The following is a 20,779-nucleotide window of genomic DNA, read 5'->3' as shown; positions in this document are numbered from 1 at the left end:
GGTGGGTCGAGGTATTCGCCTTGCTGACCAGTATAAATAACAGCACCGGTAGAGTAACTGGGTATATGGCGAGGTCCGGTCACCCCGGCCGCGGCGACAGTTTCGTAGGGGCGTCCTAGCCCCATCTCTCCCACCCCGTTTCGACGGATGTATTGTGCCCGACCAGTATTCAGCGAACAACGACCAGTATGTACGACCACTATCGACAGCGAACTACGCGGTATCGACGACGCCCCACCCGGGCGGTGAGAGCATGAGCACCGACGACGCGAGCGACGCGGGAGCCGACGCAACGGCCGATAGCGACGGTCTCGATGGCAGCTACGAGCCAAGCGAGATCGAACCGGCGTGGCAGGAGTACTGGGTCGAGCAGGGCGTCCACGAGTACGACGAGTCCGTCACCGACCCGAACACCCTGTTCTCGATCGATACGCCGCCGCCGACGGTGTCGGGCGACCTCCACATGGGCCATCTCTACCAGTTCACCCTGCAGGACTTCGTCGCCCGCTTCCGGCGGATGTTCGAGGAGACGACCTACTTCCCCTTCGGCTACGACGACAACGGGATCGCCTCCGAGCGACTGACCGAGCGCGAACTGGACATTCGGCATCAGGATTTCGAGCGCCGCGAGTTTCAGGAGAAGTGTCGTGACGTCTGTACCGAGTACGAGGACGCCTTCACCGACGACGTCCAGTCGCTGGCCGTCTCCGTCGACTGGGACAACACCTACAAAACGATCGAGCCACGCGTCCAGCGCATCTCCCAACTTTCCTTTATCGATCTGTACGAGCGCGGCCGGGAGTACCGCCAGAAAGCGCCGGCGATATGGTGTCCCGACTGCGAGACCGCGATCTCGCAGGTCGAGATGGAGGGTGCGGAACGCGACTCACACTACAACGACGTGGCCTTCACCCACGTCGATAGCGAGTCGCAACGCGACTTGGAACAGTCGAGCGACAACCAGCCGCGAGACACCGGCGAGGATATCGTCATCTCGACGACCCGCCCCGAACTGCTCCCCGCGTGTGTCGCCATGTTCGTCCATCCCGACGACGAGGAGAACGCGCATCTGGTCGGCGAGACCGCTCGTGTCCCCCTGTTCGATCACGAGGTGCCGATCATCGAGGACGAGCGCGTCGACATGGAGAAAGGGACCGGCGTCGTGATGTCCTGTACCTTCGGCGACCAGACTGACATCGAGTGGTATCAGGCCCACGACCTGCCGCTTCGCGTTGCCATCGACGAGTCCGGGACGATGACCGATCTCGCCGAGGAGTACGAAGGCCTCTCGACCGACGAGGCTCGCGAGGAGATCGTCGAGGACCTCGACGACGAGGGCTATCTCCGGGACCGCTGGGAGATCAGCCACGACGTCAACGTCCACGAGCGCTGTGCGACCGACGTCGAGTTCCTCGTCACCGAGCAGTGGTACGTCGAGATCCTCGACAAGAAAGAGGAGTATCTGCAGGCGGGCCGGGAGATGGACTGGTACCCCGAGAAGATGTACACCCGGTACAAACACTGGATCGAGGGCCTGGAGTGGGACTGGTGTATCTCGCGCCAGCGCGACTCGGGCATTCCGATCCCGGTCTGGTACTGCGAGGACTGCGGCGAGACGATCATCGCCGACCGCGAGACCCTGCCGGTCGATCCGCTTTCGGACGACCCGCCGGTCGACGCCTGTCCCGAATGTGCAAGCGATGATCTGCGGCCCGAGGAGGACGTCTTCGACACCTGGGCGACCTCCTCGCTGACGCCGCTGATCAACGCTGGCTGGGACTGGCGCCGCGACGAGTCGGCAGAGACAGCCGACGAGGTGGACGGCGCATCCGGGGAGTTCACCATGGACCGGCCACAGCTATACCCGTTCGACCTGCGCCCGCAGGGCCACGACATCATCTCGTTCTGGCTGTTCCACACCGTCGTCAAGTGCTACGAGCACACCGGCGAGGTGCCCTTCGACGCGACGATGATCAACGGGATGGTCCTCGACGAGAACCGCGAGGCGATGTCCAAGTCCAAGGGCAACGTCGTCCGCCCCGAGGAGGTCCTCGACCGGTTCCCGGTCGACGCCGCGCGCTACTGGGCCGCCGGCACTTCTATCGGCGACGACTTCCCGTTCAAAGAGCAGGATCTGGTCACCGGCGAGAAACTGCTCCGAAAGCTCTGGAACGCCTCGAAACTCGTCGGCCACCTCGTCGACGAGACCGATCCCCAAGAGCCCGAGGAACTCGCCGCAATCGACGAGTGGCTACTGGCCAAACAGAACGCCGTTATCGAAGAGGTCACCGAGAAACTGGAGAACTACGAGTTCTCGAAGGCCCGCAACCAACTTCGCGGGTTCTTCTGGAACACGTTCTGCGATGACTACCTCGAAATCGCCAAACAGCGTCTGAGCGAGACCGACGACCCCTCGACGGCGTACGCCCTGCGGACGGCCCATCGGCGATTCCTCAAACTGTTCGCCCCGCTCCTCCCGCATATCACCGAGGAGATATGGCAGTCGGTGTACAGCACGGAGAGCATCCACACCACCGACTGGCCGACGACGACGCATCACGAGGCCGACCTCGACGCGGGCGAGACGGCGACCGCGGTGATCGGTGCGCTGCGACGCTACAAGAGCGAGCACCAACTTCCGCTCAACGCCGAACTCGACCGCGTCGAGGTGTACGGTTCCATCGACGGGTTCGAGAGCGCAATCGGCGAGGTCATGCACGTCGATGATCTGATCGCTTTCGACGAGGACCCCGACGTGACGACCGAAATCGACGAGATCAGCCTGGACTACTCGCAGGTCGGTCCGAAGTTCGGCGGCAAGGTCGGCGAGTTCGACGCCGCGCTCGAAAGCGGCGACTACGAACTCGACGACGGCACCCTTCGACTCGCCGGCGAAGCACTCGATTCGGATCTCTTCGAGGTGCGTGAAGAACGGACCTACGCGGGCGACGGCGAGATGGTCGAAGCCGATGACCTCGTCGTCGTGGTCGACAACTAGTCGTCCTCCCGCAGGCTCAACCACGCGATTATCGCACCGACGGCGAGCAGCCCGATAATTCCGAGCAGCCCGAGAGGGCCACTGAAGAGGGCGAGTTGCCCGGCAGCCAGCGCGGTGAAAGCGAGCCTGTAGCGCTGGCTCGTGTCTCCCGGCGTTGCGAGAAACACGATGCCGGCGGCGGAGAGCGAGACGCCCAGAGCGAGGACGAGCGTTTCGACTCCGGCGACATCGAGCACGACGCCGACCGATACGAGGGCAATCCCGGCGGCGGTCACGCCCTGCACAGTCCGCCGATCCGGTTCGGGGAGATTCGTGGCCATGGCTCCGATTCGTCCGACTGTCGACTTAACCCTGCTGAAACGACACCTGCTTGCGTTACCGATCCTGAAGCAGTGTGCTGTCCTCTCGGGGCCTCCGAACGGCGAGACGGGTCCGTACTCCTGTATGCACTGCTGGCAGTGACCAACTACGTCCTGCTGTTCAGCAGGGGTATCCACACCTGGGTTCTCTGATGCCTCGCCCGGATTCAGCGGGTACTCCCGGTGCCCCTGTGCCGTTGTTCGACTTTCTTCGTGCGGATTGCAAGTGCCAGAAACACCGCCAGCAAGGTGAACACGAACGTTCCCGCACCCGCTGCGTCGAACGCCGTCGCTCCGAGCCAGAGTTCGGTATCCCGCGGAACGGGCAGGACGGTGTGATGTGGCTCGCCGACGAGCGGAATGAAGAAGTCGACGACGAAATCGAACCCGTACCAGAGGGTGGCGATGCCGACCGCCCACGGTGGGAACTCGCTGATCCGATAGAGTACCAGCGCCTGGACGACCATCGAGAGATGACTGAAGAACATGAACGTGTAGAGAAACGGTGAGCCACCGGCCATGTAGACGTCGGCAAAGACGAGGATGGTGTAAGGGGTCCAGAGCCCGAGGATGACGTTGCCGAAAAAGGCCAGCGCGGTGAGCCACTCGCGGGGGTTCCCGCGTGCCCAACTGGCGAACGCCCCTGCGGCGAACAGCGTCGCGAGCGGGCTATCGGGCACCCACGGCCACATGACCGTCGGAGTGTTGAGTAGCTGACCCGTCTCGAAGGCGTAGAACCAGAAGCCGAAGGCAGTCCCTACCAGATTGATCGCGACGACGATCCAGACCAGTCGCAGGCCCAGATCCTCGACGACGCGTGGTACCGGCGCTAGCCACTGCGGGAGCGGATCGTGCTCCGGTAGCTCTCCCATCGTCGTGTACGACACGGGAGACCTTCAAAACGCTAGCGGTTCCGGCGGCATCGTCTGCGTGTGATCGCCGCGACGAGCGGGAGAGCTACGGCGGATAGATCTCGGTGTACTTGTCCAGCACCGACTGGAGATGCTGCCGATTTGAGATCTCGTAGCTCTCGCGTTCTATCTCCTCGCCGGTGGCGGTATCAGTGATCTCGACCGTCCACTCGGCGTGGTCCTCGTGCTCTAGGCCCCGCTTTGCGTACAGTAGGACCCCCTCGTCGTGGACGAGCGAGACCGAGCTTTCGTCTTCGACATCGACGCTCCAGCCCATAGTACCGACTGGGGGTCGGCCGGCCAAACCCCTGTCGACGGTAGAGCCAGTCAATCGCGACCAATGTAGCTCCGGGATATCCGTCGAGAACCACCGCTGATCCGGCGGTTTTCAGGCGTCAAAACTCAACCAAAGGAACGGGTTAAGTGTGCTCAGTCCTAACGAAGATTCATGCCGGAAGAGACCGATCTTGAGGAACTCAGACGCGGGACCGAACTCGTAAAACGCGGTTTCGCTCGCATGCAGAAAGGTGGCGTCATCATGGATGTCGTCAACCGCGAGCAGGCCCGTATCGCAGAGGATGTCGGTGCAGTCGCGGTGATGGCACTGGAGGCAGTGCCAGCGGACATCCGTAAGCGGGGCGGTGTCGCCCGTATGCCCGACCCAGTCGAGGTCGAGGCAATCATCGAAGAGGTATCGATTCCCGTGATGGGCAAGTCCCGGATCGGTCACACCGCGGAGGCCCAGATCCTCGAATCGATCGGTGTCGATATGATCGACGAGTCCGAGGTACTGACCCCCGCCGATGACCGGTTCCACATCGACAAGCGCGAGTTCACCTCCCCGTTCGTCTGTGGCGCCCGGAACCTCGGCGAGGCGCTTCGCCGGGTCAACGAGGGCGCGGCGCTGATCCGAACCAAAGGTGAGGCCGGGACCGGTGACGTCAACCAGGCGGTCCACCACCAGCGCAACATCAAGAGTGCGATCCGACAGCTAACCGGGATGTCCCACGAGGAGCGCGAGGAGTGGGCCCGCGCGAACGAGGCGCCGCTTGACCTCGTTCACGAGACCGCAGAGCAGGGACGCCTCCCGGTCGTCAACTTCGCTGCGGGCGGCATCGCGACGCCGGCCGACGCGGCACTGATGATGCATCACGGCTGTGATGGCATCTTCGTTGGCTCGGGGATCTTCGGCGCGGAAGACCCCGAACAGATGGGCGAGGCCGTCGTCGAAGCGGTCAACAACTGGGACGACCCGGACGCCCTGGCGGAGATCAGCAAGGATATCGGCTCGGGCATGCGCGGCGACGCCAACGCCGACCTCCCCGAGGACGAGAAACTGCAGCACCGCGGCGTCTAGGCTCGACGCCAGTTTCCGGTTTCTGCCGCTCTCGTTCGCTATATCGTACGTAGCGACTGCTTTCACCGCCCGTCTGGCTATCAGTTTTCGATCATTTTCGTATGTTAACAATGGGCGGTAAGTTAAATAGCCCCGACAGCAAACCCTAGAGCGTGAGTACTATGGATATTTCTGATATCGCGTCACAGGAGTACGTCGAAGTCGACGTCGGGACGAGACTCGGGAAGGTTCGCTCGCTGTTCGACGAAGAGAACCCGAAGGGGATCATCGTCACGCGCGATGGTGAGTACGACGGCGTGCTCGCCGAACGGGACGTGCTCCAGTCTCACGTCGAGGACGACGCGAAGGCCGGTTCGCTGACGAAGCCCAGTCGAAACGATCCGGCGCCCCAGATCGACCGGACCGAGCATATCCGGGACGTCGCCCGCCAGCTCGTCGAGGGCGGGACCAAGGTCGCGCCGGTGTTCGAGGGTGAGAAGCGGTACGGCATCATTACGGCCGACGCCATCTTGACGGCCGTCATCGATAATTTAGACGCGCTGACCGTAGAACAGATCTGTACCGACGATGTGATCAGCATCCCGGAGGATGCAGGTGTCGGGAAGGCGATCAACTACCTCCGGGAGAACGGTATCTCTCGACTTCCGGTGGTCAACGAGAACGGCCACCTCTCGGGGGTGATCACGACCCACGACATCAGTAACATCGCGATCCGCCGGATGGACAAACAGACCACCGGCGACCGGAAAGGCGACGTCGAGCGCGTGCTCGACATGCCAGTCTCCGACGCGATGTCGAACCCGGTGACGACGACGACCGAAAACGAGAGTGTCAAGGAGGCTGTCCAGATGATGCTGGACAACGACTACGGCGGCCTGATCGTCACTCCCGAGGACGACGACCGACTCGTCCGCGGTATCCTGACGAAAACTGACGTGCTGCGGGCGCTGTCCTACACCGAGAAGGACCGACTGGACGTCCAGATCACCAACATCCGGCTCCTGGAGACGATCAGCCGTGACGACATCCGCGAGCAGATCCAGAACGTCGCCGACAAATACCGGAAGATGCAGGTGCAGCATGCTCACGTCCGCTTTCACAAACACAAGGAGAAACTGCGTGGCACGCCGTTGATCCAGTCTCAGATCCGCCTCCGGACGAACAAGGGGCAGGTCGCCGGCACCGGCGAGGGCTACGGTGCGGACAACGCGTTCCGCGTCGCCGCAGACAAGCTAGAGCGCAACGTTCTGGAACTGAAAGGCGTCATCAGCGACGAAGAGTACAAGGGGCAGGTGCTCCGGAAACTCGGCGAGATGTAGGCTAGGGCGTTCGCCCTTCCGCCGCCTCCAGACCGTCCTCAGTAATCCGGAACTGGGCCGTCTCGCCCGCGGCCTTTGCGCGATGCTTTTCGAGGGTCACTCGTCTGTTCCCGCCACGATACCGATCCAGTCTGAGCACCGTCCCAGTCCAGTGTTCGAGCGTGTTCCCCCCGAGCCCCCGCGTCCGGTCGCTGTCGGGATCCGAGAACACCTGATTGGTGAGGACGACCGCGAGGTCGTGTTTCCGCGCCAGCGAGAGCAGGTGCGTCACCTGCTTTGCGACCTGCCGGAGCGTATCGCCCTGATCGTCCTCGCTCCGTTCGAGCCGGTAAAAGCCGGTTGCACTGTCGAGGACGATCAGGTCCGCTCGCTCGGCGAACTCCGCGGCGTCCCGGACGGCCGTCTGTTGTTCCTCGAAGTCGTAGGCGCTCTCGATCACCACGTTCGAGGCGACGTCTTCGATCCGGTCCTCGTCGACGCGCCCCGACAGCACCTGCTGGAACCGGTCCAGCGACAGCCCTTCGGTGTCGATATAGACCGCCAGTGCGTCGTTTGCGGCGACCTCGACCGCCGCGGACAGCGCGAGATTCGTCTTGCCGGCCGCGGGCTGGCCGTATAGCTGGGTGACGGTGCCGCGCTCGAAGCCACCGCTAAGGAGCTCGTCCACCGACTCACAGCCCGTCGGGATCGGCGTACCTGCGTTCACGCCCGACTCTTTCGCCGTTTCCCGCAAAAAGTTCCCGGTCGACGGGCCCGGGAGAGTTAACACGACCCGGAGCGAAGCCTCCGGCAGTGATCGTCGTCGCAACTAGCGATTTCGAGGTGTACCACGGCGTCGTCAACGAGCTTCGCGACCGGAGTGTCGATTTTACGACGATCGAACCGGACGACGAACTGCCCGAGACTGCGGACGCGGTCATCACCGACGCCGAGACCGCCGAGTCCATCGAGGAGTTCGAGACGGTGGTCGCGACGCCGGGCGAGCCACGTCGCGCAGTCGAGGAGGCCCTGGCACTGTTGCGCGAGGCAGGTGGTCGGCTCGTCGTCGGTATCGATCCCGGCACGAAGCCGGGTGTCGCTGTACTCGTCGGCGAACTCATCGTCAGTGCGTATCACGTCCCGCTGAACGATGCCGTCGAGACCGTCCGTGGAGAGATCGAGTGTGCGACGGACCCGCTTGTCCGGATCGGTGACGGTGCGCGGCTGGAAGGCGCGCGAATCGTGGACGAACTCGACGTCCCGGTCGAACTCGTCGACGAGACCGGGACGACGCCATACGTCGGGACGGGTGCCCGGGGGATGGGCGACGTGCTCGCCGCGGTGAACATCGCCCGAATCGAGGGCGAACTCGTCGAGAGCCGGGAGTTCGAACCGACCGACGGCGAACTACAGGTGATCAAGAACCGTTCGCGCGAGCGCTCCGAAAAGAACCGGAGTATCGACGAGACGCTGGCGCGACGCGTGGCTGCCGGAGAGCTAACGCTCGACGAAGCGCTCAACGAACATCGAGAAACCGAATGACCGGTCGGTCAGGCGACGTCGGGACTGCCCTGCCGGAGCGATTCACTGCCCGTTCTGTGCTCTACCTCGCGCGTATGACAGACAGTACAGCGGTATTCGACGAGTTTCGTCGTCTCGTCGTCCAGACTCATCCGCGTTCCACACCGCGGGCAGTCGGGCATCATAATACCTAATATTCTTTGATGAACCTTATACTTTGCGTCGATGGTCAGTTCTTCGTGTGACCTCCGACCGAGAACCGATACGTGAGCCGGCCATCCCCATCTCAGAGCGAATACAGCCGAACGCTGAAGAACTCCCGTACCGCGTTCTCCAGGGCCGGTTCGGGATCTCCGGATGCGTCGACGGCGGCGGTCGCAGCGGCGTCGACGTCCGCTTCGAGTCGGTCGATAGCCTCCGCGTCGCCGAGCAGGAACAGTTCCGACGCCGATCGGTCCTCGATCTTCGAACGACATTTGTCCAGATGCCGGCGCACCTGCTCGTCCCGTAATCGCTCGAATCGGGCCTGCGAGTAGCCGCCCTTCGAGTGGTCGCCCTTCACGTCGGTCCGGAAGCCCGACAGCGAAACCTGCTCGTCGCCCGTGTACTCCGCAATCGCGAACAGGTCTGCACGGACGAGTGCCACCGCATACCGTCCGGTCGGGCGGAACCACTCGCGATTCAGGTCGACGCTGTCGTCCCACCTCTCGAACGGGGCCGGCTGGATCGGCGGCCGAAGCGCGACGCTCAACAGGCCCTCGTCGTCCGTGACCGCCAGACAGGGGCTAGCTCGTTCGACGAGCGCGGTCCGGTCGCCGAACGCGTCACGCGTTGCCGACGAGGCGTGACCCTCGACCATCGCGGTGAAGACGCCCTCCTCGCCAGTCTCGAAGCTCTCCAGCCTGTCGAGGACGCCGTCGAGCCGTCGGCCGCGAACGTCATCGACCGCGCGAAAGGAAAGTTCCTGCTCGTCGTCCCGCAGTCGCTCGACCGTATCTTCGAGCTGTGTCACCTTGTCTTCGAGCTGATTGACTCGCTCCTGAGCATCCTGCCGGTCGCTAACGGCGTCAGCACGGCGGTTTTCGGCCGCTTCGAGCTGTTCCCGAAGCCGATCACGCTCCTCTTCGGTCTCCGCGAGGCTCGCCTCTAGCTCCTCGATGCGCGCTTTCAGTCCGGCACGCCCGAGCAGGGTGTCGATCATAGAAGGGACAGTGCACGGCGCACACTTTTACGTTCCGACGGACGGCCACGGACCTCGGAACCACTACACGATCGATTCGGCCGGATCCTCGGCTTCCTGTAGATAGCTCTCTCCCCATTCGATCATTGATTCGATTACCGGTTCCAGTGATGCCCCGTGCTCTGTCAGTTCGTACTCGACGCGGAACGGTGTCTCATTGATCACTCGTCGGTTCAGGAGTCGCTTGTCTTCCATGTCTTCTAGACTCTCCGAAAGGACTTTCGAGGAGATACCGTCTACGTTTCGCTGGAGGGCGTTGAAACCGAGCGGCCCGTTCTCCAGTAGACTGTGGACGATTACGGGATGCCACTTCTTGCCGATAATGGCGGCCGTCGACTCCATGGGGCACCATTCTTCCCCGTCACACCGGGTAGGAAGAACGGAACTCGGTTGGCTCATACTCGCAGTTATGGCCGTTCACTCTAAAACATGGCGAGTGAGGTCGCTGGATCCGACACAGATTCGGCGTCTTCGGCATTGCGAGCCTTGGAACCCGGACTGTGGGCAACAAATATCAACGCCATTACATTCAAGTGCGATCAGTTTCACGTAGCGGTATGTCCGATTTTGGAGCGGACGAGCTGTCGCTCGAATCCGAGGACGCCTCCGAAGGCACGTCAGGTACGGCTCGATCCAGTGAGGAGAACAGCACGCCACGAACGATACTGGCCGGTCTCTGTATCGCTCTTGGACTCTTTCACCTGGTCCCGGAGTACACGCCCAGCCTGTACGATTCCATCGCAACCACCTTCGAGTTCACCTGGATCCTCACCGTCAGACCGTTCGCTGACCTGGGCGTGTGGGCTGGGCTGTGGACCTGGGAGACATCCCGCGCGTTCGTCTGGGCGTACGCGATCGGTCTCGTCGGTCTCGGCGTGGTCACACACGCCCGCCTGTCGGACGGTGTCGCCCGGGATGCGACCGTGTTTTTCGGTGGGAATCTGGTGACCTACTGGCTGCTTCTCCTGTTCTGGGACGAATGGGGCTCGTTCGGCCAGTTCCTCACGGGCGATATCCTCTACACCGGTCTGAGCATCGCCCTGATCGGCATGTTCGTCGCCTGGATCGATACGTAGCGACTCAGCCCGATGCTTTCCAGATCGTTGCGACCGGAAAATACCGTCGACGGTTACGCGTGAATCCGCGTCACTGGACTTGCGTTCCGGGGGCGGCGTCCTCGTGCGTGGTCAACAGATCGGCCTGATCGCCTGCCGCGAGCACCATCCCATCGCTCTCGACGCCGAACAACTCGGCCTGTTCCAGGTTCGCCATCACGATCACTTTCGTGCCCGGTAGCTCGTCGATGTCGTGTAGCTGTTTGAGGCCGGCAACGATCTGACGTGTCTCCACACCGATGTCGACCTCGAGACGGACCAGTTCGTCCGCACCCTCGATCGCCTCGGCGCTCTCGATCCGCCCGACGCGCATGTCGAGGTTCTGGAACTCGTCGAAACCGATCCGGTCGTCCAGAACGGGATCGAGGTCGGGAGCCGCGGCGTCGTCGCTCTCCTCGTCCTCGGCGTCGTCTCCTGCCGCTTCGACGCGTGCTTCGAGCTTTTTGTTGAGTTCCTCGACGCGTTCGTCTTCGATCTTGCCGAACAGTTCGGAGGGTTCCTCGAACGTTCGCGGCGGAGCGGCAAGCGCGGCTTCGAGTTCCGTATCAGCAACCTCGCCCTCCTCGCCCAGTTGCTCCCAGACCTCCGCGGCCTTGCCGGGTGCGATGGGATCGAACAGGACGGCGCTCGCTTTGGCGATCTGGACGCAGTCGCGGATGACCTGTGCCGCCTCGGCGGGGTCGTCGTCGACGAGGTTCCACGGCTCGTTGCGCTGGATGTACTCGTTGCCGAACTTCGTCAGTTCGAGCGTTGCGGAGGCGACGCCCCGTAGCGAGTAGTCGTTGACGCCAGTGCGGAACGCCTCGATGGCGTCGCCGATGCGTTCCTCGACCTCCGACGAGACCTCCGTCTCGGGCGTCCCCTCGTAGTTCCGGTACGCAAAGAGGAGGCTCCGATAGAGGAAGTTCCCGACGTTGCCGACGAGTTCGCCGTTCACTTTCTCCTGGAACGCGTCCCACGAGAAGTCGACGTCCTGCTGGAGGCCACCGGTCGTCATCAGGTAGTATCGCAGGAGGTCGGGGTGGAACCCCTCGTCGAGATACTCTTTCGCCCAGACGGCACGGTTCCGACTCGTTGAGAGCCCCTTCCCGTTGATCGTGATGAAGCCCGTCGCGGCGATGCCCCGCGGTGCGGTGTAGCCCGCCCCTTCGAGCATCGCGGGCCAGAAGATGGCGTGGTGCTGGATGATGTCGCGACCGATCACGTGGACGATCTCTCCGCCGGAAGAGCGCAGCTCTTCCGAGCCTCCGCTCGCTTCGCTCGCGGAGATCTCTTCTGTCCATACCTCTTCCCAGTCGTACTCGTCCGCACCCACGCGCTCGGTGTACTGCTTGGTCGAGGAGATATACTCGATCGGCGCGTCCACCCAGACGTAGAGGACGAGGTCGTCGTCGCCCCCTTCGACGGTGCCACCGTCTCCGTTTCGTTCCGGAGCATCGGTGTCCGGGTAGTCGATCCCCCAGTCCATATCCCGGGTGATACACCAGTCCTGGAGGCCGTCCTCGATCCACTGACGCGGCTGGTTCCGTGCGTTCGAGGTCCCTTCGAGGCCGTCGAGGAAGTCGGTGAGGTAATCGGCGAACTCCGAGACCTCGAAGAACTTGTGGGTGCGCTCGCGGTACTCGGCGGGGTTACCGGTGATCGAACTCTGCGGGTCCTCGACCTCACCCGGTTCGAGGTGGCGCTGACAGCCCTCGTCACACTCGTCGCCGCGCGCTTTCTCCCCGCAGTACGGGCAGGTGCCGACGACATAGCGGTCCGGCAGGTACTGGTCGGCGTCGGGGTCGTAGGCGACCTGGATCTCCTTCTCGTAGACGTAGCCCTCCTCGTCGAGCGTCCGGACGATCTCCTGCGTCAACTCGGTGTTCGTCTCGTCGTGGGTGTGGCCGTAGTTGTCGAAGTCGACGTTGAACTTGGGGAACGTCTCCTCGTACTGTTCGTGCCACTCCAGCGCGAACTCCTCGGGGTCGACGCCTTCCTTCTCGGCGTTGACCGCGACCGGCGTGCCGTGCATGTCCGATCCGCAGACGTAGGCCGACTGCTGGCCCAGCGTTTGTAGGCTTCGGTTGAACGCGTCCGCGCCGATGTACCCGCGCAGGTGACCGATATGCAGGTCGCCGTTGGCGTACGGTAGCCCACAGGTCACCACCGCAGGTCGGTCCGTCGGGAACTCCTCCTTGCTCATACTACCCCATCTCGGCTTGCGGGAGTAAAACCCGCTGGTTTCTCTCCGGCCCTGCCCCCTCTCACGACACCGTTGGCCTCTTGTTGCGGCCATACTACGATGGCGGTGGGAGTCGTCCAATCGACCGGACCGCAACAGGGAGTTCGCCGGCCCCCGGTCGACGTTACCCACGAGGAGTAGCGTTCGGTACGTATCGAACTGATACCCGAGTGTAAACGGACGCAAGGTGTCCATACCGCTATGTCCGCTCGGTCGGAAGTAGGATCATCGTACTCGCGACTGGGTACGCTGAGATGCCATGAATACCGAAACCAGAGATGACGACTACCGATCCGGCCGAACCGAACTCTCTACGGAGGACATCTTCGACCTGTTGAGCGTTACCAGGCGTCGACACGCCCTGAGCTACCTCGCCGAGACTGTCGGGACGACCACTCTCAACGACCTCTCCGATGCGCTGGCGACTGCGGAGGGAAACGTCGACGAGACGCATCGACGACGGATCGTTATCGGCCTCTATCACAGCCATCTTCCGAAACTCGCTGCTGCGGGCGTCGTTCGCTACGACGCCTCGGCGGATCGCATCGAACTGTTGCCGGCCGCCGACAGACTAACGCCCTATCTCGACCGTGATGGCGATGCTCAAGCGGTCTGACGTTGCCGCCGTTTCTTGCGGTCGGCGTTTTTCTCCGATCGGTACTGTCGCTGACTACAAACCGTCTACCGGTAGTATCGGGTTACCGACACGCCAGCAAGGACTCGCTATCGACGATGTGCGCCGCTACGCTGGTCATGTATCGTAGAATGTGGTTTCGTATCGCAGTATGATGTTTATACTTTGTCTGGATGCCACCGCTCCTTCGAGCTAAATACGCTGCCGGAAAGCATACCTGTTGTTATCGTATATGCGCTTTTCAGACACTAATACGGGCTTTTTCGGCAGTATCGCGTAGAAACTCCGCCCTCTGCGTAGCCCTCAGGAGTTCGTCCGGGCTGGCGCTCGCAGTGCGTCCACGTCGCTGATGAACTCGCTCAACATCTCACGAGTGACGTGGGGCATACAGACCACCCGTAGCTCTCCGGTGCTCGTCCGGGAGATCCGCCACCCCCTGTCGCGCAGTCCGGCGAAGAGCCCCTCTGGGAGGTCGACCGCGATCAGCGGGAGCGTCGGCGAGATGGCGTCGAACCCCCGCTCCTCGAAGGCGGCGGCCAGCCACTCCGCGTTCGCCATGGCGCGGTCGTACTGCTCGCGGTAGCCGTCCGGCCAGAGTTCGTCCATCACGGCAACGGCACTGGCGACGCCTGCACCGCTTCGCGTCCCCGTCAGCGTGGCCTGATCGGTCGACTCCAGATACGGCGTGTCGATTGCCAGCGCGTCGAGGACGTCCGTCGACGACGTGAGAAATCCACCCGCGGGAACCGCGGCCTGACCCATCTTGTGTGGGTCGATGGTCATCGTATCGATCGGTACCTGATCGAAGCGCCAGTCGTAGTCGGTAAACGGAAGGGCGAACCCGCCCCACGCCGCGTCGACGTGGAACAATGCACCGACCTCTCGGGCGATCTCACTCAGTCCCGCGAGCGGATCGATCCGTCCGTATTCGGTCGTTCCGGCGACGCCGACGACCAGCGCCGTGTCCTCGTCGACCAGCGATCGGACGCCGTCGAGATCAGCCCGGAACTCGTCGCCTACCGGCGCGGTCCGGAGTTCGACGTTGAGGACGCCCGCGGCCTTCTTGAAACTGAAGTGCCCGCTCTCGGGGACGACGACGTTTGGCTCGGCAGTCACGGCCAGGTTCCGGGCCGCCCGCACGGCCTGGATGTTGGCTTCCGTGCCGCCACTCGCGATGTATCCCCGTGGCTCGCTGAGCCCGGTTATCTCACCGAGTATCGCTATCGCTCGCTCTTCCAGGTCGGCCACTGACTGGTAGGTGTCCGGATCGCCGGGGTTCGTGGCGAGAAACCGCTCTGCCGCCTCGCGTGCGGCCGGGTGCGGCGTCGTACACATCGAAGAGAGGACCCGACTGAAATCCTGCGGCTCTGCTCGCATTGACACCAATGACGGGCGTCACCCGTTTAGTGATTGTGTTTGCAGAAGGGGGCCGGCGTATCGTCGTCGCTCGCGGGTCGTTTCGTACCGATCTCGCGGGAACACGAGGGACTCACTGCGTTCGCCCCTCTGGCTCCCGCTCGACAGTAGCGTCGTCGCCTACGGCGACAGACGCTGCCGATCTCGCGGGAACAGTACCGCTTCCCGAATGTTATTGAGATCGAGCATCGTCATGACGACGCGCTCGACGCCGTAGGCCCACCCGGCGTGGGGCGGCATCCCGTAGCGGAACATCTTCGTGTAGTACTCGAACTGGCTGGGATCGAGACCCTGCTGCTCGAAGCCTTCTTCGAGCGGCTCGAAGCGGTGTTCACGCTGACCGCCGGAGACCAGTTCCATGCGCGGGTGCATCAGGTCGAAGCCCTTCGAGAGTTCGGGGTCGTCGTCGTAGTCCTGGATGTAGAACGGCTTGATCTCGCTGGGCCAGTCGGTGATGAAGTAGTGGCCGCCCATCTCCTCGCCAAGCGTCTTCTCGGCCTCTGTCGAGAGGTCGTCGCCCCAGACGAGCTGTTCGTCGAGTTCGCCCGTCGCGTTGATGCGTTCGAGCGCCTCCTCGTAGGTGAGTCGGGGGAAGTCCTCTTCGGGAGCCCCGAACTCGTCGTAGCCGAGCAGTTCGAGCTGCTTCTGGCAGTTCTCCTCGACGGCCTGATAGGCGGCGTGCAGCGTGCCCTCACAGACGTCCATTGCCTCGTTGTGGTCGATGAAGGCCGACTCGAAGTCGATCATCGTCGCCTCGTTGAGGTGTCGCGGCGTGTTGTGCTCCTCGGCACGGAAGATCGGGCCGATCTCGAAGACGCGTTCGAGGCCGGAACCGACCATCAGCTGCTTGAACAGCTGTGGCGACTGGTTCATGAATGCCTCCTGACCGAAGTAGGTGACCGGGAACAGCTCGGTGCCGCCCTCAGTCCCTGTGGCGACGATCTTCGGCGTGTTGATCTCGGTGCCGCCGACCGAGCGGAAGTACTCGCGGACCGCGCGAAGGATCTCGGCGCGGATCTCGAAGATGGCTTTCACCTCGGGCTTGCGGACGTCGAGGGTTCGGTTGTCCAGCCGCGTCGAGAGATCTGCATCGACTTTCCCGGAGGGATCGAGCGGTAGTTCGGGGTCGGCCTCGGAGATAATTTCGATCGACTCGGGGACGATCTCGACGTCTGTCGGTGCACGCGGCTCCTCCTCGACACTCCCGGTCACGCTTACGACGCTCTCGCGGGAGACGTCCAATCCGGTCTCGACGAGGTCGTCGTCCATCTCGTCTTTCTCGAATTTGACCTGGATCTTTCCGCTCGTGTCGCGCACGATGAGGAATGCGATGCCACCGAGGTCGCGGAGCTCGTGTGCCCACCCGGCGACGGTGACGGTATCGCCCGGTTCGGCGTCCGCTGTGTACGTTCGGTCTTCCATACCCTCGATTTTCGCCGCCGAGCCTTAAACTGCGTCGGTTCGTTTCGGAGGCGACGAGCGGTCCCGCATCGGCGGTTATATAGCTTTTATCGCTATACGCAATCAGCGCTCGCCGGTGGTTTTTGACGAGTCCGGACCGTATCATCCCGTATGACGCAGATACGCGTAGCGAGCGCAGAGGACGCCGAACGGATCCTCGTGCTTCAGTAAGAGACCAGTTCGAGTGAGTCCGCTGCCCGGAGTCGTTCAGCGTTCCGTGACCTGTTTGATCGCCCACTTGTGGAGGTGGCCGAAGGCCGGGAACAGCGCTTCGGCTTTCTCCGTCGGCTCGTAGACGACCCGCGGCGGGACCTCGTCGTATGAGGTCCGTGAGAGGAACCCCGCCTCGGTTAGCTCCGAGAGCCGTGTCGAGAGCGTGTTCGGCGGGACATCGAGGGTCGACTGGAGTTCGGAAAACCGGAGCGCTTCCTCCGAAATCGCGAACTCGCTCAGGACCGCCATGGCATGGGCTTTTCCGAGGAGCCCGAGCAGGTCGCCGACTGTCTCCTCGACGGCCGCTCGCTCGCGCTCAGAGAGCGACGCTCGGAGCGCCTCGACGTCCTCGCCCCTGCTACGGGGTGGTTCGCGATCCATCGGCGGCCCGTTGTTCTCGCTCATACGCGGTGCAACGAGGTACTGTTTCTAATACTTTTGTTTTCGAACTATGGAAGGGATCCCGGCTTCGAGGCCAGCACCGTGATACTTCGAAGTTGTAAGTTTATCACTTCGAAGAGTATAGTCGGTGTATGACCACGATACGTCCTGCCCTTCGAACGGTCGCCGACCGAGCGGCATACGCGATCAGTCTGGCCGTCGCTGGCAACCTGCTGTTACTCGTGCTGGCGTCCGTGACGGTCGGCTGGTTCGGGCCGCTCTCACTCGTTCCGGTCGTGCTCGTCTCGACGGCCGCCGGGATCGGTGCGGCGGTGACGTACTCGGTATTAGCGTGGCGACTGGAGGACCCGGACCGGCCGTTCCTCGGTATCGCTGTGGTCGTGCTTTTGCTCTCCGCTCTCGTGCTTCAGTTCGCGTCGACGCTCGATGGCGCGACGACGGGGCGGTTGATCGCGCTCGGACTGGCTCACGTCATTGCGGCGGTCGGCTGTGTCGTCGCGCTCGTCGATCGGGTCAGAAACCTCTGAAAAGAGCGGTCAGGCGTCCTGTGCGCCACGCACCGTCTCGGCGACCGCCTCGGCCCCCTCGTTGTGGACGAGGTCGCCGACGACGACGACATCGCTATACTGGCCGAGTTCGTGCGCCGACTCGTAGTCGTGGACGCCGCCACCGTAGAACAGGGTGGCCTCGTCGAGGGCGTCGTGGGCCGCACCGACGACTTCAGGATCGCCGAGCGTGCCCGAGTATTCGACGTAAACGATCTCCTGGCCGAACAGCCGTTCGGCGACGCTGGCGTAGGCGGCCACGTCGTCGGGTGTCAGATCACAGTCGGCCTCGGTGTACGTGGCGACGGCCGAGTCGGGGTTCATCACGATATACGCCTCGGTCGTGATCCGGTCCCAGGGCAGGTCGTCCTCGATCCGCGTCCACTCCTTGTGGGCGCCCGCGAGCCAGAACGGGTTCTGTGTGTTGAACACCGTCGGGATGAGATAGCCATCCAGTGCGTCGTCGTTGACGGCGACTTCCGGCGCACTCGGTTCGAGATACAGCGGTACGTCGTAGGTCGCACAGGCCTCGATGACCCGTTCCATCTTGTCTGTCGTCATCCCGGTGGTCCCGCCGATCTCGATCGCGTCAGTGCCGGTCGCCAGCACGTCTTCGTAGGTTTCCCCCTCCGGTAACGTCTTGTCGGGATCGATCTTCACGATGTGGTCCCACTCGGCCCAGGGAGCAGTCATACCCGAATCAATCCAACGAAGCGACTAAAACCCCTTCGGAATGTAGCCCCTGACTTCCGAATCTCTTTTGAGGCGAGGCTTGCTATCTCGCCTCGATGGAGGTACTGATCGTCGGCGCGGGTGCGATGGGCCGCTGGATCGGCGGGACCGTCGATGCCACGCCCGTCTTCACGGATCTCGACGAGGCCGCCGCAGCGGCCGCAGTGGAGGCTGTCGGCGGCCGCACCGCCGCGCCGGACGAGCAGTACGAGGTCGTCTGTATCGCCGTTCCGATGTCCGCCGCCGAGGCCACGATTGCGACGTACGCGGATCGGGCGACTGCGGCGATCATCGACGTTACGGGCGCAATGGCGGGGGCGGTCGATGCGATGCGCACCCACGCCCCGGAGCTCGAACGCATCAGTTTCCACCCGCTGTTCGCGCCGGAGAACGCCCCGGGCAACGTGGCCGTCGTCTCCGACAACGCCGGGCCGGTCACCGACGAACTGCGGGCGGCGCTCGCGGCGGCGGGCAACGATCTGTTCGAGACAACCCCGAAAGAACACGACGAGGCGATGAACAGTGTGCAGGCCAGCGCACATGCAGCAGTGCTCGCGTACGCGCTGGCGACCGACGACGTTCCCGATCGGTTCCAGACGCCGGTGTCGGGCGGGCTAGAAGAACTGGTCGAGCAGGTGACGGGCAACACGCCGGCGGTCTACGCCGAAATCCAGTCGACGTTCGACGGTGCAGAGGACGTCGCGGCGGCGGCCCGCCGGATCGCCGAGGCGGACGACGAGGCGTTCGAGCGACTCTACCGGGCCGCAGAGAGGACTACTACTGATGACTGACGACGAACGAACGGCGATCCGCGAGAACGCGAAGTATCTCCGACAGGTGCGACCGATCGATCCCGAGGAGATCTACGAGTACATAGAGAGCCAGCCACATCCCGCGGTCGTGCGCCAAACCCTCCGCGAGGAGGCGGTCGACCTCGGCCTCGTCGAGACCGACGACGGCACGTTCGTGCCGGTCGAGGAGGAGCCAGTGACGACCGAGGTCCGACGCATCGACCGGTTCCCCGAGCAGTACGGGCAACGGCTCGAAGACTTGCTGACCGAAGAGTACGGCCGGGACTGGCCCACGGGCGAGTCCGGCGAGATCCTTCGAGACCGGATCCGGAAGCTCAAAGACGCCTACTACCGCCAGAACCCAGTCGAGTACGGTTACGAGGCGGCGCTGGCGTACGCGATCTATCACCTGCCGGACTACTACGCGGTCGTCCAGTACGCGCTCTCGGACCTGATCGACCGTCGATTGCTACCCCGAACGCTCAGAGTACTAGATGTCGGAGCGGGCGTTGGCGGCCCCGCGCTGGGACTCTGTGATCTACTCCCCGACGACGCGCTGGTCGAGTATCACGCGGTCGAACCAAGCGAGGCCGAGACGGTGCTTTCCTCGATGCTCGACGCGACGGGGCGGAACGTCCACACGGAGATTCACTCCGAGCAGGCGGAGTCGTTCGACCCGCCGGGCGAGTTCGACCTGATACTCTTCGGCAACGTGCTCAGCGAACTGTCGGATCCGACGGCAGTTGCGACGCGGTATCTGGACGCCCTCGCGCCGGATGGATCGATGGTCGCGCTGGCGCCCGCCGACAGGAACACCAGCACGGAACTGCGGGAAGTGGAACGCGCTCTCGCCGACGATCCGACGGGACCTGGTGCGACGGTCTACTCGCCGACGATCCGACTCTGGCCCGACGAATCGCCCACCGATCGGGGCTGGTCGTTCGACGTCAAACCCGACCTCGCGGTGCCGTCGTTCCAGCAGCGCATCGAAGACGCCGCGACCGACCCCGACCATCATCAGGGCGAGTTCGTCAACGTGGACGTGCAGTTCTCCCACTCGATCCTCAGAACCGACGGGAAACGGCGACTGGAGGCAACGCCCGACCCAGACCGCTGGGCCAAGATGGCAGAGATGGAAGCGCACGTCTCGAACCGGATCGATCTGCTGGCGCTCAAACTCAGTCACTCGCTCTCCGAGGGTGACGCCAATCCGCTATTCAAGATCAGCGATGGGAGCGAGTCGGTCGAACACTACGCCGTCCTGACGCGGGAGACGTCGCTCAACCGGAACCTCGTCGATGCCGAGTACGGGGACCTGCTGGCGTTCGAGTCGGTGCTGGCGCTCTGGAACGACGACGAAGGCGCATACAATCTGGTCGTCGATGGCGAGACGGTTGTCGACGCGATGGTTGCGTGATACTCAACAACATGAAGGTTTTGATTATTATCGCTATTCGTGAGGTATAACCGCTCGCTCTGCCCGATGGGATTTCCATACCAAAGCTATTATATAGGAGTGCTCGCAAGTCATACGAAAGGAATCACCCGGGATTTTTCCAGGG

At 63.1% G+C, this 20,779-nt stretch carries 22 protein-coding genes; 10 read left to right on the top strand and 12 right to left on the bottom strand.

What is annotated here, in order from left to right; genetic code table 11:
* Positions 1-253: 253 nt before the first annotated feature.
* Positions 254-2,998, top strand: a complete 2,745-nt coding sequence (locus ACFQL3_RS12930) for a valine--tRNA ligase (protein WP_377054931.1) — start codon at positions 254-256, stop codon at positions 2,996-2,998.
* On the opposite strand, the gene ACFQL3_RS12925 is transcribed toward ACFQL3_RS12930, so the two are convergent.
* Positions 2,995-3,318: a hypothetical protein gene (locus tag ACFQL3_RS12925; protein WP_377054929.1), complete on the bottom strand. Its 324-nt coding sequence runs from the start codon at positions 3,316-3,318 to the stop codon at positions 2,995-2,997. The genes ACFQL3_RS12930 and ACFQL3_RS12925 overlap by 4 nt on opposite strands.
* Between ACFQL3_RS12925 and ACFQL3_RS12920 the strand changes: the two genes are divergently transcribed.
* On the top strand, positions 3,317-3,460 hold the full coding sequence (locus tag ACFQL3_RS12920) for a hypothetical protein (protein WP_377054927.1): 144 nt from the start codon (positions 3,317-3,319) through the stop codon (positions 3,458-3,460). The two genes, ACFQL3_RS12925 and ACFQL3_RS12920, sit on opposite strands and share 2 nt — an antisense overlap.
* 64 nt (positions 3,461-3,524) lie before the next feature.
* Here the strand turns inward: ACFQL3_RS12920 and ACFQL3_RS12915 are convergent, their stop codons facing one another.
* Both ACFQL3_RS12915 and ACFQL3_RS12910 read right to left on the bottom strand, forming a co-directional pair.
* Entirely contained in the window at positions 3,525-4,229 is a 705-nt protein-coding gene (locus tag ACFQL3_RS12915) for a DUF1405 domain-containing protein (protein WP_377054925.1), read from the bottom strand.
* 85 nt (positions 4,230-4,314) lie between these two features.
* Positions 4,315-4,545: a hypothetical protein gene (locus ACFQL3_RS12910; RefSeq protein ID WP_377054923.1), complete on the bottom strand. Its 231-nt coding sequence runs from the start codon at positions 4,543-4,545 to the stop codon at positions 4,315-4,317.
* A 171-nt stretch (positions 4,546-4,716) separates the two neighbouring features.
* Here ACFQL3_RS12910 and pdxS point away from each other — a divergent pair, with 171 nt between their 5' ends.
* Both pdxS and ACFQL3_RS12900 read left to right on the top strand, forming a co-directional pair.
* The gene (pdxS, locus tag ACFQL3_RS12905) at positions 4,717-5,625 is read left to right on the top strand and encodes a pyridoxal 5'-phosphate synthase lyase subunit PdxS (RefSeq protein WP_377054921.1); all 909 of its coding nucleotides are present in this window, start codon (positions 4,717-4,719) and stop codon (positions 5,623-5,625) included.
* Between the two features lie 161 nt (positions 5,626-5,786).
* Positions 5,787-6,944: a CBS domain-containing protein gene (locus ACFQL3_RS12900; protein ID WP_377054919.1), complete on the top strand. Its 1,158-nt coding sequence runs from the start codon at positions 5,787-5,789 to the stop codon at positions 6,942-6,944.
* 1 nt (position 6,945) lies between these two features.
* On the opposite strand, the gene radB is transcribed toward ACFQL3_RS12900, so the two are convergent.
* Complete coding sequence (gene radB / locus ACFQL3_RS12895) at positions 6,946-7,650, bottom strand: DNA repair and recombination protein RadB (RefSeq protein ID WP_377054917.1); 705 nt, start codon at positions 7,648-7,650, stop codon at positions 6,946-6,948.
* Between the two features lie 86 nt (positions 7,651-7,736).
* On the opposite strand from radB, the gene ACFQL3_RS12890 reads away from it, so the two are divergent.
* Positions 7,737-8,465 (top strand): hypothetical protein, encoded by a 729-nt coding sequence (locus tag ACFQL3_RS12890; protein ID WP_377054915.1) that lies wholly within the window; start codon positions 7,737-7,739, stop codon positions 8,463-8,465.
* Positions 8,466-8,473: 8 nt separating this feature from the next.
* On the opposite strand, the gene ACFQL3_RS12885 is transcribed toward ACFQL3_RS12890, so the two are convergent.
* From ACFQL3_RS12885 to ACFQL3_RS12875, 3 genes are all read right to left on the bottom strand, one after another.
* Positions 8,474-8,629, bottom strand: a complete 156-nt coding sequence (locus ACFQL3_RS12885; protein WP_377054913.1) for a hypothetical protein — start codon at positions 8,627-8,629, stop codon at positions 8,474-8,476.
* A 101-nt stretch (positions 8,630-8,730) separates the two neighbouring features.
* On the bottom strand, positions 8,731-9,645 hold the full coding sequence (locus tag ACFQL3_RS12880; protein ID WP_377054911.1) for a Vms1/Ankzf1 family peptidyl-tRNA hydrolase: 915 nt from the start codon (positions 9,643-9,645) through the stop codon (positions 8,731-8,733).
* 63 nt (positions 9,646-9,708) lie between these two features.
* Complete coding sequence (locus tag ACFQL3_RS12875) at positions 9,709-10,083, bottom strand: winged helix-turn-helix transcriptional regulator (RefSeq protein ID WP_377054909.1); 375 nt, start codon at positions 10,081-10,083, stop codon at positions 9,709-9,711.
* Between the two features lie 158 nt (positions 10,084-10,241).
* Between ACFQL3_RS12875 and ACFQL3_RS12870 the strand changes: the two genes are divergently transcribed.
* Positions 10,242-10,760, top strand: a complete 519-nt coding sequence (locus ACFQL3_RS12870; RefSeq protein ID WP_377054907.1) for a hypothetical protein — start codon at positions 10,242-10,244, stop codon at positions 10,758-10,760.
* A gap of 70 nt (positions 10,761-10,830) precedes the next feature.
* Here ACFQL3_RS12870 and metG read toward each other — a convergent pair whose 3' ends face one another.
* Entirely contained in the window at positions 10,831-12,984 is a 2,154-nt protein-coding gene (gene metG, locus ACFQL3_RS12865; RefSeq protein WP_377054905.1) for a methionine--tRNA ligase, read from the bottom strand.
* Positions 12,985-13,282: 298 nt separating this feature from the next.
* Between metG and ACFQL3_RS12860 the strand changes: the two genes are divergently transcribed.
* Positions 13,283-13,639, top strand: a complete 357-nt coding sequence (locus tag ACFQL3_RS12860; RefSeq protein WP_377054903.1) for a DUF7344 domain-containing protein — start codon at positions 13,283-13,285, stop codon at positions 13,637-13,639.
* A 321-nt stretch (positions 13,640-13,960) separates the two neighbouring features.
* On the opposite strand, the gene mfnA is transcribed toward ACFQL3_RS12860, so the two are convergent.
* The 3 genes from mfnA to ACFQL3_RS12845 all read right to left on the bottom strand — a co-directional run bounded on the left by mfnA (position 13,961) and on the right by ACFQL3_RS12845 (position 17,152).
* Positions 13,961-15,034, bottom strand: coding sequence for a tyrosine decarboxylase MfnA (gene mfnA / locus ACFQL3_RS12855; RefSeq protein ID WP_377054901.1), 1,074 nt, complete (start codon positions 15,032-15,034; stop codon positions 13,961-13,963).
* Positions 15,035-15,193: 159 nt separating this feature from the next.
* Positions 15,194-16,495, bottom strand: a complete 1,302-nt coding sequence (gene aspS / locus ACFQL3_RS12850) for an aspartate--tRNA(Asn) ligase (RefSeq protein ID WP_377054899.1) — start codon at positions 16,493-16,495, stop codon at positions 15,194-15,196.
* A 246-nt stretch (positions 16,496-16,741) separates the two neighbouring features.
* On the bottom strand, positions 16,742-17,152 hold the full coding sequence (locus ACFQL3_RS12845; RefSeq protein ID WP_377054897.1) for a winged helix-turn-helix transcriptional regulator: 411 nt from the start codon (positions 17,150-17,152) through the stop codon (positions 16,742-16,744).
* 128 nt (positions 17,153-17,280) lie between these two features.
* Here ACFQL3_RS12845 and ACFQL3_RS12840 point away from each other — a divergent pair, with 128 nt between their 5' ends.
* Positions 17,281-17,676, top strand: coding sequence for a hypothetical protein (locus ACFQL3_RS12840; protein WP_377054895.1), 396 nt, complete (start codon positions 17,281-17,283; stop codon positions 17,674-17,676).
* Positions 17,677-17,685: 9 nt separating this feature from the next.
* Here the strand turns inward: ACFQL3_RS12840 and ACFQL3_RS12835 are convergent, their stop codons facing one another.
* Positions 17,686-18,387, bottom strand: coding sequence for a phosphoglycerol geranylgeranyltransferase (locus ACFQL3_RS12835; protein WP_377054893.1), 702 nt, complete (start codon positions 18,385-18,387; stop codon positions 17,686-17,688).
* A gap of 95 nt (positions 18,388-18,482) precedes the next feature.
* Between ACFQL3_RS12835 and ACFQL3_RS12830 the strand changes: the two genes are divergently transcribed.
* Together ACFQL3_RS12830 and ACFQL3_RS12825 are read left to right on the top strand one after the other, a co-directional pair.
* Positions 18,483-19,217: a prephenate dehydrogenase gene (locus tag ACFQL3_RS12830; protein WP_377054891.1), complete on the top strand. Its 735-nt coding sequence runs from the start codon at positions 18,483-18,485 to the stop codon at positions 19,215-19,217.
* Positions 19,210-20,634 carry a small ribosomal subunit Rsm22 family protein gene (locus ACFQL3_RS12825; protein ID WP_377054889.1) on the top strand — a complete coding sequence of 475 codons (1,425 nt, stop codon included), beginning with the start codon at positions 19,210-19,212 and terminating at the stop codon, positions 20,632-20,634. Before ACFQL3_RS12830 ends, ACFQL3_RS12825 begins: the two co-directional genes overlap by 8 nt.
* Positions 20,635-20,779 lie beyond the last annotated feature (145 nt).

The organism is Natronoarchaeum sp. GCM10025321, assembly GCF_042663585.1.
Classification (GTDB): Archaea; Halobacteriota; Halobacteria; order Halobacteriales; family Natronoarchaeaceae; genus Natranaeroarchaeum.
The sequence above is the reverse complement of the archived record's forward strand: the minus strand, read 5'-3'. Positions and strand labels throughout refer to the sequence as shown.